11 protein-coding genes are annotated in these 14042 nt (G+C 69.2%); 7 read left to right on the top strand and 4 right to left on the bottom strand.

The window, feature by feature from the left end; translation table 11 throughout:
- Window positions 1-176 precede the first annotated feature (176 nt).
- Together FHU35_RS01570 and pptA are read left to right on the top strand one after the other, a co-directional pair.
- Complete coding sequence (locus tag FHU35_RS01570; RefSeq protein ID WP_246110011.1) at window positions 177-770, top strand: TetR/AcrR family transcriptional regulator; 594 nt, start codon at window positions 177-179, stop codon at window positions 768-770.
- Between the two features lie 132 nt (window positions 771-902).
- Window positions 903-1136, top strand: a complete 234-nt coding sequence (gene pptA / locus FHU35_RS01565; RefSeq protein WP_145735949.1) for a tautomerase PptA — start codon at window positions 903-905, stop codon at window positions 1134-1136.
- Here pptA and FHU35_RS01560 read toward each other — a convergent pair.
- Window positions 1133-1669 carry a glutathione peroxidase gene (locus FHU35_RS01560; protein WP_145735947.1) on the bottom strand — a complete coding sequence of 179 codons (537 nt, stop codon included), beginning with the start codon at window positions 1667-1669 and terminating at the stop codon, window positions 1133-1135. The genes pptA and FHU35_RS01560 overlap by 4 nt on opposite strands.
- Window positions 1670-1938: 269 nt before the next feature.
- Between FHU35_RS01560 and FHU35_RS01555 the strand changes: the two genes are divergently transcribed.
- A complete protein-coding gene (locus FHU35_RS01555; RefSeq protein WP_145735945.1) occupies window positions 1939-2934 on the top strand; it encodes an aldo/keto reductase in 996 nt (331 codons plus the stop codon).
- A 105-nt stretch (window positions 2935-3039) separates the two neighbouring features.
- On the opposite strand, the gene FHU35_RS01550 is transcribed toward FHU35_RS01555, so the two are convergent.
- Together FHU35_RS01550 and FHU35_RS01545 are read right to left on the bottom strand one after the other, a co-directional pair.
- Window positions 3040-4413, bottom strand: coding sequence for an APC family permease (locus FHU35_RS01550; protein WP_145735943.1), 1374 nt, complete (start codon window positions 4411-4413; stop codon window positions 3040-3042).
- Window positions 4414-4450: 37 nt separating this feature from the next.
- The gene (locus FHU35_RS01545) at window positions 4451-5362 is read right to left on the bottom strand and encodes a carbon-nitrogen hydrolase family protein (RefSeq protein WP_145735941.1); all 912 of its coding nucleotides are present in this window, start codon (window positions 5360-5362) and stop codon (window positions 4451-4453) included.
- A 127-nt stretch (window positions 5363-5489) separates the two neighbouring features.
- Here FHU35_RS01545 and FHU35_RS01540 point away from each other — a divergent pair, with 127 nt between their 5' ends.
- The 4 genes from FHU35_RS01540 (at window position 5490) to FHU35_RS01525 (ending at window position 11324) form a co-directional block, all read left to right on the top strand.
- On the top strand, window positions 5490-6233 hold the full coding sequence (locus FHU35_RS01540; protein ID WP_145735939.1) for a FadR/GntR family transcriptional regulator: 744 nt from the start codon (window positions 5490-5492) through the stop codon (window positions 6231-6233).
- 127 nt (window positions 6234-6360) lie between these two features.
- A complete protein-coding gene (locus tag FHU35_RS01535) occupies window positions 6361-7716 on the top strand; it encodes a M14 family zinc carboxypeptidase (RefSeq protein ID WP_186459217.1) in 1356 nt (451 codons plus the stop codon).
- 647 nt (window positions 7717-8363) lie between these two features.
- Entirely contained in the window at window positions 8364-9644 is a 1281-nt protein-coding gene (locus FHU35_RS01530; RefSeq protein ID WP_186459216.1) for an alpha/beta fold hydrolase, read from the top strand.
- Between the two features lie 273 nt (window positions 9645-9917).
- Entirely contained in the window at window positions 9918-11324 is a 1407-nt protein-coding gene (locus tag FHU35_RS01525) for a sugar porter family MFS transporter (RefSeq protein ID WP_145735932.1), read from the top strand.
- 49 nt (window positions 11325-11373) lie between these two features.
- Here FHU35_RS01525 and FHU35_RS01520 read toward each other — a convergent pair whose 3' ends face one another.
- Window positions 11374-13779 carry an MMPL family transporter gene (locus FHU35_RS01520; RefSeq protein ID WP_246110010.1) on the bottom strand — a complete coding sequence of 802 codons (2406 nt, stop codon included), beginning with the start codon at window positions 13777-13779 and terminating at the stop codon, window positions 11374-11376.
- Window positions 13780-14042: the final 263 nt, after the last annotated feature.

The raw sequence follows: 14042 nt of genomic DNA, 5'->3' as shown, positions 1-14042 counted from the left end.
ACGGCCTCGGCCGTCGTTCCGCCGATGATGAGGCGCGGCCTACCGCCCCGGCGGCGCGAGTCCGGGACGCCATGCCCTCGTAGTCGGACACATGGTCAAGGTCTGTCATAGAGTCAGACAGAAACGCTCAGTCTGTCAAGACCAGGACTAGACGGCCTCTGGTGTAGGATCCGCCCGTGGGTGCGACGACGAGCTTCCGCGCGGAGATGCGCGAGATACTGCGGCAGCGGGTTCTCGATGCGGCCGTGGCACTGATCTGCACTGATGGCTGGGGCGCGGTGACGATGAGCCGCATCGCCGAACGCGTTGGCGTTCACCGGCAATCGCTCTACACCGAGATCGGCACCAAGCAAGCCCTCGGCGAGGCCGTGGTCGCACGGGAGACCGAGCTGTTCCTCGATGGCGTCGACGAACGCCTGCGCGCCCACGCGGACCCGGTGGCAGGGCTGACCGCAGCCGCCGAGTTCGCCCTGACCGCGGCCGCCGACAACCCCTTGATCAAGACGATCATCGCCGGTGCGAGTGGCCACGACGGGGACCTGCTGCCACTGCTGGCGAGCAGGACCGAACCCGTCCTGCAACGCGCTATCGACGCCGTCACCGCCCAGGTGCGGGACTGCCACGGCGAGTCGATCGGTGACGGCTCCGACGCACTCGTCGAAATCATCGTTCGGCTCACGCTCAGCCACCTGGTGCAGCCCACGAACCCCGTGGACAGCGCGGTGGCTCAGATCCGCAGCGTGATCGTCGCCCTCGTGAGGCCCGGGTGACGAGCGCGGTCGTGATCGCTCGCGCTACCCGTGCGGGCGCGGCGAACGACGTGAGCTGACTCGGGGAGGGGTTGGTGTGCCGTGCGCGTTACGGTCAGGCCCACCGGAATCCCCGAGGTCGAGGAGCGATCGATGCCGCACGTGAACATCAAGCACTTCCCGAAAGAGGTCACCGACGAGCAGAAGCGGAAGCTCGCGGAGTCGGTCACGGCAGCCTTGATCGAGCACCTCGGCACCCGGGACGGGGCCGTGTCGGTCACGCTGGAGCCGGTGGAGAAGGAGATCTGGAACGAGACCGTCGTCGAGCCCGAGATCAACGGCCAACCCGAGCTCCTGATCAAGCGCCCCGATTATCTCCAGGACTAGGGCTGTGACGGCCCCAGGTCTTCTCTGATCCGGTCCGGCGTGATCGTGGGTTCGTAGCGCTTGAGGACGTGTCCGTCTCGTCCGACGAGGAACTTGGTGAAGTTCCAGACGATGTCACCGGGTTCGGTGGCCGGGGTGACGTCCTTGAGCTTCTCGTAGAACTCGCCGTGCTGCGGGCCCCAGTCGCCGGGGGCCTCGGCGCGGAGGTGGGCGTAGAGCGGTGCCGAGCGAGGACCGTTGACGTCGACCTTGCCGAAGACCGGGAAGGTGACATCGTAGGTCACCTGGCAGAAGTCCTGGATCTCGGCGTCGGTGCCGGGTTCCTGCCCGAGGAACTGGTTGCAGGGGAACCCGAGGACCTCCAAACCGCTGTCCTTGAACTCGCGGTACAACGCCTCCAGGCCCTCGTACTGCGGGGTCAGCCCGCACTTGCTCGCGACGTTGACGATCAGCAGCTGCTTGCCTGCGTACTCGCTCAGCGGAACGGTCGAGCCGTCCGCCGCGGTGGCGTCGAAGTCGTACGCGGTCGCCATCATCCACACCTCGCTCTTCGACGATCTGCTCGGCCGGAGCCTATCCGCCGGCTCCCGGGCCGGTCCCACTGGTCAACGACGGCGCACCGCACGACCGCGGCACCCCGCCGGAACGGACGGGTGCTGCGCGGATTCCGCCCCGCAGCACGTGCTTCGCCTGGAATGCTCCTCGCTCGCACGCGGATCAGATCAGCACCGGATCGCCGGGTTCGTCGGCGAGCAGACCCCGGCCGCGGGCACCGTCCGGGAGACGAGACAGGAGAAGCACGATGCGCTACCGCACGCTGGGGTCCTCCGATCTGGAGGTATCCGAGATCGCGCTCGGTTCATGGATGTTCTTCGACGAGAACACCAGCCTGGAGGCCAATCGTGAGGTGACCGAGGCGGCGCTCGACGCCGGGATCACGCTGTTCGACACGGCCAACAGCTACGGGCAGGGCGCGGCCGAACGGGCCTGGGGCGACATCCTCACGCGGTTCCCCCGCGACTCCTACGTGCTGGCCACGAAGGTGTGGGGAGACATGCCGGAGACCGAGCGCGGGCTGTCGGCCGACAAGATCGCCCAGCAGATCGACGCGTCGCTGAGCAGGCTGCGCACCGACCACGTCGACCTCTACCAGGCGCACAGGTTCGACCCGGAGGTGCCGATCGAGGAGACGATCGAGGCCCTGCTGCGCGTCGTCGAGCAGGGCAAGGCGCGCTACCTCGGATTCAGCGAGTGGACGCCGGAGCAGATCCGCGCGGCGATCGACATCGCGGGACCGGAGCTGTTCGTGTCCTCGCAGCCGCAGTACTCGATGCTGTGGCAGGCCCCGGAGGCCGAGGTGTTCGGGTTGTGCGCGGAGAACGGGATCTCGCAGATCGTGTGGTCGCCGCTCGCGCAAGGACTGCTGACGGGCAAGTACCAGCCGGGTCGCCCGCCGCCCGAGAACAGCCGCAGGGCCGACGAGCAGACGAGCTGGGCGATGACCGCGATCTTCGACGAAGCCGTGGTCCTCGACGCGGTGCAGCGGCTGCGACCCGTCGCCGAGCAGGCGGGCACGGACATGGGAACCCTGGCGCTGGCCTGGGTTCTGCGCCGCAGCGAAGTCGCCGCCGCCATCGTGGGGGCGTCGCGTCCCTCGCAGGTCAGCGCCAACGTCGCGGCCTCGGGCGTCGAGCTCTCGCCGGATCTGCTCGACGCGATCGACCACGCGCTCGGCGACGCCCCCGTGACCGCCCCGACCCTCGCCCCCGGCGCGACCGAGGGCGTCCGACACCGCTGAGAGCTCCCCGACGGTCTGGAGCGGCGCGTCAGCACCAGCTGCGGGCCTGCTTCAGTGGAGATCCGGTCCGCGGATCTCCACTGAAACCCCGATTGCGGCTGGAGATCAGCCCACTCGACCCGAGGAGCTCGTGGCGAGCACGTCGTCGTCGGGGCCGGTGGCCATCTCCGGTGGCGGGACGCGGAACAGCCGCGTTCGGCACGCCAGGTAGACGATGCCCGCGGCGAGCCAGATGCCGCCGAGGATCAGGGCGGTCGGTTCCAGGTTCACCAGCAGCCAGAGGTCGATGAGGGTTCCGGCCGCGGGAATGGCGAGGGTCCACCGCGCCTGCCGCCGGCCTTCCGCGCGGTTGCGCAGGTGCAGGGCGATGACGCTGATGTTGACCGCGGTGAAGGCGGTGAAGGCGCCGAAGTTCACGAACGACGTCGAGGTGGAGACGTCGAGCACCAGGGCGACGAGTCCGACGCAGCCGGTGAGGACGATGTTGGCCACGGGGGTGCGGAATCGCGGGTGCAGGGAGCCGAAGAGCTTGCGGGGGAGGACGGTGTCGCGGCCCATCGCGAACAGCAGGCGCGCGGCGCTGGCCTGCGCGGCGAGACCGGAGGCGAACTGCGCGATCACGAGCCCGGCCAGCAGCAGGGCGGTGCCGAGATCTCCCGCGATGACCGCGGCGATCTCGAACACGGCTGAATCGGAGTCCGCGAAGGTGCTTCCGGGGTGCACGAGCTGCGCCGCGAAGGTCACGAGGGCGAAGACACCGCCTCCGATGAGCGCGATGAGCAGGATGGCGCGCGGAATCGTCTTGCGCGGGTTCACCGATTCCTCGGTCAGGGTCGTGACGGCGTCGAACCCGAGGAAGGAGTACGCGGCCAGGGCGGCACCGGCGGACACGCCCGCGGCGGTGGTGGCGGGGTTGATCAGCGGTGCGGTGTCGAGCAGGCCCGCAGCACCGCGCGCGTCGAGGACGTGGCGCAGGCACAGCAGGACGAAGATGCCGATCACCAGGAACTGGAAGGCCATGAGCAGGAAGTTCGCCTTCTCCGCCACGGTGATCCCGAGAACGTTCAGGAAGGTGGTGGCCGCGATGAAGGAGACGATCCAGACCCAGAAGGGCACGGCGGGGAACTGGGCTTGCAGGTAGGTCCCGCCGAGCAGCCAGATCACCATCGGCAGGAAGAAGTAGTCGAGCAGCACGGCCCAGCCGACGAGGAAGCCCACGCGTGAGTCCAGCGCCCGTCGCACGTAGGTGTAGGCGGAACCGGCGACCGGGTAGGCGGCGGCCATCTTCCCGTAGCTGTAGGCGGTGAACAGCATCGCGACCATCGCCACCAGGTAGGCGGTGGGGACCGCCCCTCCGGTTTCCGCGGCGACGACGCCGAAGGTGCCCAACGCGATCAGCGGCGTCATGTAGGCCAGTCCGAACAGGACGACCGATCTGACCGTGAGAGTCCGTTGCAGCGACGGTGTTGCTTCGGGCATGAGTAGCTCCTCGGTGCTCGCCGCGCCGTTGCGGCGGTCAGCCGGCCGCTTCGGGGCCGGGGATGCGGATGCCGGCTTCCGGGATCTCCGGGTGCCACGTAGCTGGTTCGATGCGCCCCTGGTAGAGCGGTAGCTCGACGGGGGAGTCGTGGTCGGTGAACTGCGACCACATGCGGTTGAGGCCCGCGGTGCCGGATGCGCGCACCCGCGCGACTTCACCGAGGTCGAGGACGTCGGTCAGGACCTCGGTTTCGCTCCCGGTGGCCTGCTGCCGCACACGGCCTTCCGGATCGACGATCAGGCTGCCGCCGACGCCGACGGGGCCGGCGGCGTTGACGCTGGCGACGAAGACCTGGTTGGCGATCGCGTGCGCCCGGGCGAGGACGATCTCCTGCTCGCGGTCGTTCGTCGTGGTCTGCACCGGGTTGATGATCACCTCGGCGCCCATCCACGCCAGGTGGCGGGCGACCTCGGGGAACCAGGAGTCGTAGCAGATCGAGAAACCGAGCCGGCCGAACTCGGGCACGTCGGCGACGACGAATCGGTCACCGGGGTCGTACGGTTCGTACGGCCGCCACGGGAAGACCTTGCGGTAGAAGGCGTGCAGCTCTCCCGCCGGCGAGTAGCACGCAGCGGTGTTGAACAGCTCGCCGTTCTCCCCGCGCTCGCACGCGCTGCCCGGCACCAGCCAGATCCCCAGGTCGCCCGCCAACTCGCCGAGCTGCCGGGAGCGCGGACCGTCCAGCGGTTCTGCCGCGTCCTGCAACCGCGCGGTGCGCTCCGGGTCGGTGCCCTCGACGCCGCACAGGTGCAGTTCCGGGTGCACCACGAGGCGCGTCCGCGGGTGTCGGGCGAGCAGTCGCTCGACGTCGCCCGCGAACTCCGACACGGGGGCCGTCGCTGCCTGCGGCGACACCTGCGCCAGCGCCAGCGGCAGCAGTCGGGACATCGCGCCTTCTTTCTTCGCAGGTCAAGCCGGGTATCGCTCAGCGATGGAAATAAAATAGAGCAAGATGAGCACTTAAACAAGAGTGGTCATCTTGAACACTTTTTGGGATCCTGGTTACCGTGGGCACATGACCAGGGCCGACGCCGACGAGCACGACGACCACCCCGCCGCACCTCTGTCGGCGTCCGCGCTCTCCGGCATCCGCAGGCTCTCCGCCATCGACACCGTCCGCGCCCGGATCTCCCTCGCGGTCGACCTCGGGCTGCTCGAACCGGGCGAGTGGCTGCCGGGCAACGCCCAGCTCGCCGCCGCCCTGGAGGTCTCCGAGATCACCGTGCGGCGCGCGCTGGTCGCCCTGTGCGAGGAAGGCATCCTGGAGCGCCGGCGCGGCCGGGGTGGCGGCACGCGCGTGCTCGACTCCCCGGCGCGCAGCACGGTCCGGGAGGCCGAGATCTACCGCGCGGCCGGCGCGGAGGTGCACGACCTCATCGACCGCCGCCTCGTGCTCGAATGCGGCATCGCGCACCTGGCGACCCGCAACGCCACCCCCGAGAAGATCGAGCACCTGCACGAGCTCACCGAGAAGATGAACCACGCCGCGGACTGGGCCGACTTCCACAAGCTCGACGAGGCGTTCCACCTCGCCGTCGCCGCCGCGACCGGCATCAGCGCGGTCCAGGAGGAATACGCGCGGCTGCTCCGCGAGCTCTACCGCTACTACCTGCCCTACCCCATGCAGCACCTGCGCGAGTCCAACCGGGACCACGTCGACCTCGTCGCAGCCGTGCGCAACGGCGACGCCGCGTCCGCCGCCGACGTCGCCCAGCGGCACGTGGCGACCCTCCACCAGGACATGTTCGTGGGCCTCTGACACGCGAAGAGGCGGGACAGCGGGGGAGCGTCCGCCGATGGCTGAGCAGTGGGTCCGGTTAGTGTCGTCCTCGAACGACCGCAGGCTCCCGCGCGGGAGAACGCGGGTCCGGGGGAAGGGGAGTGGCGTGTTCGAGCGCATCGGGAAATTCGTCGACGCAGTGCCCGAGTTCGATCGGTTCGCGGGTGTCGACGAGCTGGTGGCGGCGATGCGGGAGATCGCGCGGCAACACCGGGGACTGGCGGAGATGCGCCGCATCGGCACGTCGCGCGACGGGGAACCGCTGTGGTCGCTGACCGTCCACGGCGGTGAGGAGCAGGTGCTGGTCGTCGGCGGGGTGCATCCCAACGAGCCGATCGGAGGGGCGTCGGCGCTGCACCTGGCGCGAACCCTCGTCGAGGGCGAGGACCTGCGCGCGGAGTGGGGCTGCACCTGGCACATCGTCGCCTGCATCGACCCGGACGGAACGCGGTTGAACGAGCCGTGGTTCGAGCCGCCGCTGACGATGGCGAAGTACGGGCGCTCGTTCTACCGGCCGGCCACCGACGAGCAGGTCGAGTGGTCGTTCCCCTTCACCTACAAGAAGACCGCGTTCGACCGCGTGATGCCCGAGACCGACGCGCTGCGGAAGCTCATCGACGAGACCCGGCCGATGATGCTGTGCTCGCTGCACAACGGCGAGTACGGCGGCGTCTTCTACTACCTCAGCAGCACCAGCCCGCGACTGAACGAGCAGCTCACGAGCCTTCCGGGCCGGTTCGACCTGCCTCTGCACACCGGGGAGGGAGAGGCGCCGTTCATCGAGAAGCTGGCCCCGGCGGTGTTCCGTGCGTTCACCGCGGAGCAGGAGTACGACTACCTCGACGGTCTCGGTATCGACCCGACCGAACGCGCCGGCGGCGAGTCGAGCTACACCTACGCGCGCCGCTACGGCACCGCGTACCTGGCGACCGAGGTGCCGTACTGGGCGAACGCCGACGCCGATGATCACACGCCGCTCGACGTGTCCTACGCCGACCTGCTGAGCGAGCGCGCCGAACTCACCAGCGAGACGTCCCGGGTGCTCACGACCGCGTTCGACACCGTCCGGTCCGAGCTGCGCACCCGTTCGCCGCACCTGCGGGCGATGGAGTGCTTCCTGCCGTTCCTGCGGACCTCCGCCGAAGCCGATCGGGTGCGTGCCCGCGCGGAGGACAACCGGCGCCCGGCGGTCGTGGCGGAACGCTTCATGGTCACGGCCACGACCCACTCGACGCGGGTGCGCTTCGCGGGCATGCTGCTCTCGGCGCTGAACGCGGAGATCGCCCGGGGCAACGACGCCGAGGTGCTCCGCCTCGAGCACGACCGGCTGACCGAGGTCTTCGACCGCTGGGCGGCGGAGGCCGACGCCGACGTACCACCCACTCCGATCCCGATCCGCAAGCTGGTCGGCGTCCAGTGCGGAGCCATCCTGGCCGCCGTCGCAGACCAGTTGGCTCGGTAACACCCCGCGCCGGGACGCGGTTGCCGTAGGGGCGGCCACCCCGTGCTCGGCCTTCTCCTCCGGTGTTCCGGTGAGGCGCGATAGGTGGGCAGCCGAAGCGCGTGGACGTTCGCGTCGGTTGCCCACCTATCGCGCCGTTCTCCGCTCGCTGCCTCCGGTGTGCGTGAGGGACCGGAGGTCCGGTCGATCTTCGAGTGGCGGAGCTCGTGTGTCCACATGAGAATGACGCCGATCGGTGAAGTCGCCGTGGTATCGCAGGACTCCGAGCGGTTCCCGCGTCAGGCTTCGCTTCGAGGAACTGGGGGAGGGGTTGTGGCAGCGCTGCGAGAGAACGCGAAGGTCCGCGCATCCATGGCTCCGTTCTTAACAGCCGCTGGATGGTCATCTTTCGTGCCGCGTTCTCATCGCTGAACGTCGGCACGCGAATTCCAGCGCGCGCGGGACGCATCCGGAGCCGCGACTTCTCGCGCTGCGACACGTGATTTCAGCACGCGCCACTCGCAGGCGAATGACCTCTTCGGTCATTCGCCCACCCGGTCGTGGTCGCGGCACGTTCTTCGGGGGGAATCATGCATGCAAGGGGGCAGGGGGCGTGGCCGCGAGTTCTCGCCACGATCGCCACGGCCGGAGCCCTCCTGGTGGCGGGGGTGATCTCTCCGCCCGCGAGTCTGGCAGCGGCCGTGCTCGAACCCGATCGCGGTGATACCCGCGATTTCGGCACACCGACCCAGGCGCCTGGAAAGACCTGCCCGTTCGTCGGTGACCTCCCCGTCGAGCTCCCAGCCGTGTCAGCCCCGGTGGGCACCTCGTTGCCCGGGCTCAGCCACATCACGCTGCCGCAGCCGTCCGTGCCCAGCACGATTCACGCGGAGCTGTGCATGAGCGAAGCCACCCGGGCCCGGGCAGCAGCCACCGGCGAGGCGCCCGCCGTGCTCGTCCTCGTGCACGGGCTCACCTACGGAACCTGGTACTGGGACTCGCCCTACCAGCCCGCCACGTACTCCACCGTCAACGACCTCATCGACCACGGCTACGCGACGCTCACCATCGACCGCGTCGGCGCCGGTCGCAGTGACCACCCGCTCAGCGCGCTCATCACACCCAACGCCGCGGCCGAGTCGGTGCACCAGCTCATCACCCAGCTCCGGAACGGCGATGTCGGTGGCACCGCCTACCCCCGAGTCGGCCTCGTCGGTCACTCCTACGGCACTGCCGTCGTCTGGTTGGAGACGGCCATGCACAACGACGCCGATCTCGTCATCGGAACGGGCTACAGCAACAGGTTTCGGCTCGACCAAGGCGTCAGGCTGCTCTCCACGATGATGCCCGCAGCACTGCATCCCGCACTCCCCGCAGCGCCGTGGAAGGCAGACCCCGGCTATCTCGCCTCCCGCCCGGGCACGCGCCTCCAACTCCCCTTCTTCCACCAACCCGGGACGGACCCCGCGATGCTCGCCGTCGACGACAGGCTGCAGAACCCCATGACAGCAACCGAACCGCTCGCCCTCATCCGCGAATACGACGGGACGCACAAGAACATCCGCATCCCCACCTTCCTCATCAACGGCGAGCACGACGCCTTCGTCTGCGGTCCCGCCACCACCAAGTGCCGCACCCACGCCGGCACCCAGGACGCGCCCGCAACCCTCGAGCAGAACTCCTCCGCGCTCACCGATTACGAGACACCAGGATTCGGCCCGCAAGCGTGCCTGCGCACGGCCGTCATCCCCGCCGCAGGTCACAACATCACGCTGCACCGCAATTCCCGCCAGGTGTCCGCGACGATCGCCCACTTCGCCGACCAGGCCCTGGGAACCACTGGAACGAACGCGGAGCACTACCGCAGCACGTGCACCACCAGGCCCAGCACGATCACCGACGTGCTGCCCGACATCACCCGGCTCGTACCTGACCTCCTGCCCCAGTAGCAGGGGTCATTGCGGTATCGGGTTGCTTGGCGGTGCGGGTGGCGGAACCTCACACGCCGCCACGAGGGTGGTCACACGTCAGCGATACCCCGATCGTGTGCGCCTGCGCTGCGTCGCGTCCACGCGCAGGTCGGCCTTCTGCGTGGGTGGTGTCGCCACCGCTCACCGGGCGGACGGGCTCAGGCCGTGGTTGCGAGAGGTCGACCACCGACTTGACACTGATCGCCAGGTCGAATCGCACGATCGCTCAGGTGGCGGCGGACGGAGGAGACGATGGCGCGCGCTCCAGGAGGAGAGAACACCCAGGCCCCCGGCACGGGGAAAGCGACGGGAGGGGCGCTGGTGGTCGGCGCCTCGATCGTCGCCGCGCTGGGTGGGCTGCTGTTCGGGTACGACACGGGAGTCGTCGCAGCAGCACTGCCCTACATCAGCGACGCGTTCGCGCTCGGCGAGACGATGAAGCAGGTCGTGACCGCTGCGCTGCTGGCAGGGGCCGTCGTCGGCGTGATCGTCGGAGGCAAGCTGGCGGACCGGCTCGGCCGGAAGCGAACCCTCGCTGGTGTCACCGTCCTGTACGCACTGGCAACGCTGGGTTCAGCGGTCGCCCCGGCTGCCGGTTGGCTGATCGTGTCGCGCGTGTTCCTGGGCGTGGCGATCGGTATTTCCTCGCTGGTCGTACCGACTTACATCGCGGAGCTCGCGCCGCCTCGAAACCGGGGCAGGCTCGTGTCACTGCACCAGTTCATGGTGACCGTGGGAATCCTCATGGCCTACCTCATCGGTTACGGCCTGTCCGAATCCGCTTCGTGGCGTTGGATGATCGGCGTCGGCGTCCTTCCCGCCGTGCTGATGGCGGCAGGGCTGCTCGTGCTCCCGGAAACTCCTCGGTGGCTGCTCTCCCACGGCAGAGAGGCCGAAGCGCGGGGCGTGCTCACGCGCACCCGGCGAGCGGACGAGGTGGAAGCGGAGATAGCGGAGATCCGGGAAGCGGTCCGCGCGGAAGGACGGATCACCTACCGCGAGCTGCTCGGTCCGCGGTACCGCCGATGGGTGTCGGTCGGAGTGGTCGCAGCGGGGGCGAGCCAGGTCGTCGGTGTGAACGCGATCATCTACTACGTGCCGACGATCTTGGAGGACGAGGGGTTCGGCAAGACCGCGGCGATCGGTGTTTCGGTGGCGATCGGGGTCGTCAACGTGCTGTTCACGCTGCCCGCGCTGCTGTGGATCGACCGGGTGGGCCGGCGCCCCTGGATCTTGGGTGGCACGGCCGTCATCGTCCTCGCGCTCGTGGCGATCGGGATCGTGTTCCTGTTCCCGCTGCAGGGCGCGACCGTGACCTGGTTGATCGTCGTGCTCATGATCTACGAGTCGGCCTTCGCGTGCAGCCTCGGCATCGCCATCTGGTTGGTCAACAGCGAGATCTTCCCCAACAACGTTCGAGGACAAGCGGCGTCGTTCGGCATCGTCACGCACTGGGCGATGAACCTCGTCGTGTCGCTGACCGTCCTCACCCTCATCTCCGCGCTCGGTGCTTCGATGGTGTTCTGGATCTACGCGTTGCTCGGCGCGCTGTGCCTCGGCTACCTCTACCGGTGGCTCCCCGAGACCAAGAACCGCAGCTTGGAGGAGATCGAAGCCAGCCTGACGGCGGACAGCGGTGACTCCACCCGCACAAGATGATTCGGCAAGAGCCCGTCGAATGACGTTGCGCGGTGCGTAATTGGCTGCATCACCTGACCGAGGTGGACGGGCGGGTGGTTTCGGCGGGTCGCGGCGCGGGCGCGACCCGCCGGATGGGTCGCGGCGCGGGCGCGATCGGCAAGGTGGTCTCGGCGGGGTGGGGCACCGGTGCGATCGGGCCGGTGATCTCGGCGCTGCACTCCACCGGCTCGGTCAGCCTGGTCGCCTCGTCGGCGTCTTCGGCTGGTCCCGCCTCGTCGATCGGGACCTGAGCCTGCGAGCGCCGCAGCGGACGCGGCGCCCACCAAGCGGCATCGCCCAGCAGCCGCAAGAGGGCCGGCACCAGCACCATCCGCACGACCGTGGCGTCCAGCGCCAGCGCCAGCACCATGCCGACACCGATGAAGCGCATCATCAGGATGCCCGATGTCGCGAACGCACCCGTGACCACGATCAGCAGCAGCGCCGCGGCGCTGATCATCCGGCCGGTCCGTCCCAGCCCGGTGCGCACCGCCTCCGCAGTGGAGGCACCGCCCGCCCGTGCCTCCACCATGCGGGAGAGGAGGAACGCCTCGTAGTCGGTGGACAGGCCGAAGACGATCGACGCCATCAGCACCAGCACGCCGTCCTCCATCGGCGATGGCGTGATGCCCAGCGGACCGGCACCGTGCCCGTCCACGAAAACCCCGGTGAGGACGCCGAACGTGGCTGAGAGGCTGAGCGCGCTGACCACCACCGCCTTGATCGGCAGCAGCACCGATCCGAACGCGAGGAACATCAGCACCAGCGTCGCGCCCACGATCAGCAGCGCCATCCACGGCAGCCGTTGGGAGGTGGCTCGCAGGCTGTCTAGGTTCTCGGCGGTCGGCCCGCCGACCAGCACCTCGGTGCCGGGCGGCGGCGTCAATCCCCGGAGGTCCTGGACCGCCCGCGCGGACCGATCGCTGTAGGTGTCGTGCTCCAGCGTGGCGTTGAAGACCACCACGGCGCCCCGGGCTCCCGCCGGCCGGAGTTCTTGCATGCCGCGGATCTCCGTCCCTTCGGACTGGAAGCGCTCGACGTCCTTCGGGCTGGGTGGGGCTTCGCCCTGCCCGCGCAGCACGATCCGCACGTCCTTGTCGCTCATCGCGGGAAAGTCGCGCTTGAGGGACTCCACGGCCTGCCGTGCGGGGTCACCGGAGGGCAGCATCACCTCGTTGGGTGTGCCGAACCGGCCGTGGAGGAACGGCGCGCCCAGAATGACCAGAGCTACGACGATCGGCACGGCGGTCAGCAGCGGCCGCTTCATCACCTTGTCCGCGAGTTGACGGAATCCCCGTCCCTCGGAGGTGCCCTCGGTGGCCTTGCGATGCCACGGCAGCGCGAGAGCGTCCACCCGGTGCTCGAGCAGTCCCAGCAACGCCGGGAGCAGGGTCAGCGAGATCGTCGCCGCCAGCGCGACGGCCGACATCCCGCCGTAGGCCAGCGAGCGCAGGAAGCCCTGCGGGAACAGCAGAAGACCGGCGAGCGCGATGATCAGCAGGGTGGAGGAGAAGACCACCGTGCGGCCCGCGCTCGCCACGGTGCGCCGAACCGCCTCGACACCGCGCCGGCCCTGGCCCAGCTCCTCCCGGTAACGCCCCACGATGAACAACCCGTAATCGATGGCGAGGCCGAGACCGAGCAGGCTCGCCACGTTCACCGCGAACACGTTCACGCTGGTGAACAAGCTGATCAGGTGGAGCAAACCGAGCGACCCGAACACGGCGAGCCCGCCGACGAGAACCGGCAGGCTCGCGGCGACCACACCGCCGAAGATGAGCACGAGCAGCACCAGGACGATCGGCATCGAGACCGCCTCCGCCAGGGCCAGGTCCCGCTTCGCCCGCTCCTGCAGCGAGGCCTGCATGGGCATCTCGCCGGCGACCTGCGTCGGCACGCCCGCGACCTGGAGCTCTCCGGAGATCTGCTCGTAGGACCGGAGCTTGGCGTTGGGATCGTCGCCTGCCAATCCGATCACGGCCAGCCCGACGCGCTTGTCCTGGCCGGCCAGGTCGGGCACCGGTGTGCGCCAGTACGACGTGACCGCACCGACCTCGGTGCGGGGCAACGCCTCCAGCTTCACGTTGATCTTCGAGGCCATGTCGGGGTCGTCGACCGTCCGCCCTGGCGGGGCGGTGTAGAGGACCATGACGTCGGCGTCGGCGGCGTCCAGCGCGGCGTCCCCGATCTCATCCGCCCGGGCGGCCTCACTCGCCGGGTCGTCGTACCCGCCCTGGCCGAGCCGGTCGAACACACCGAGGCCCCAGACCCCGCCCGCGACCGCGGTGAGCAGCACCAAGATCAACGAGGTCGAGCGGAATCGGTGGGCGACCGTCCCCCAGCACGCGAACACGGACTCTCCTACCTCGACTCGCAGCGGATCGGACGCGCCCTGCGTCCGATCCGGCACGGGCCGTCCCAGTCCGGTCACCACGCGCTGACCACCATCGTTCACACACCCAGCAGCTTCTACAACGTGTCACCGCACAGCGGCGGGTCGCCCGGATCAGCCACGTCGTGACCGCGGGATCCTGCCGACTCCGAGGTCGTGCCGGGCGTGGTCGACCACGCCCCAGCGGATCGCCCATCACGTGATCATGCACACGGCAGAACCGTTCCGGCAATCGACCATCGACCGGGTGACCGCGACCGGGTGACGTGGAGTCAGGACGGTCGGCCCGGGGCATACCGCGGGCC

This window comes from Saccharopolyspora dendranthemae, assembly GCF_007829955.1.
Classification (GTDB): domain Bacteria; phylum Actinomycetota; class Actinomycetes; order Mycobacteriales; family Pseudonocardiaceae; genus Saccharopolyspora; species Saccharopolyspora dendranthemae.
Note: the sequence above shows the minus strand (reverse complement) of the source record. Positions and strands in the feature narration are given on the sequence as shown.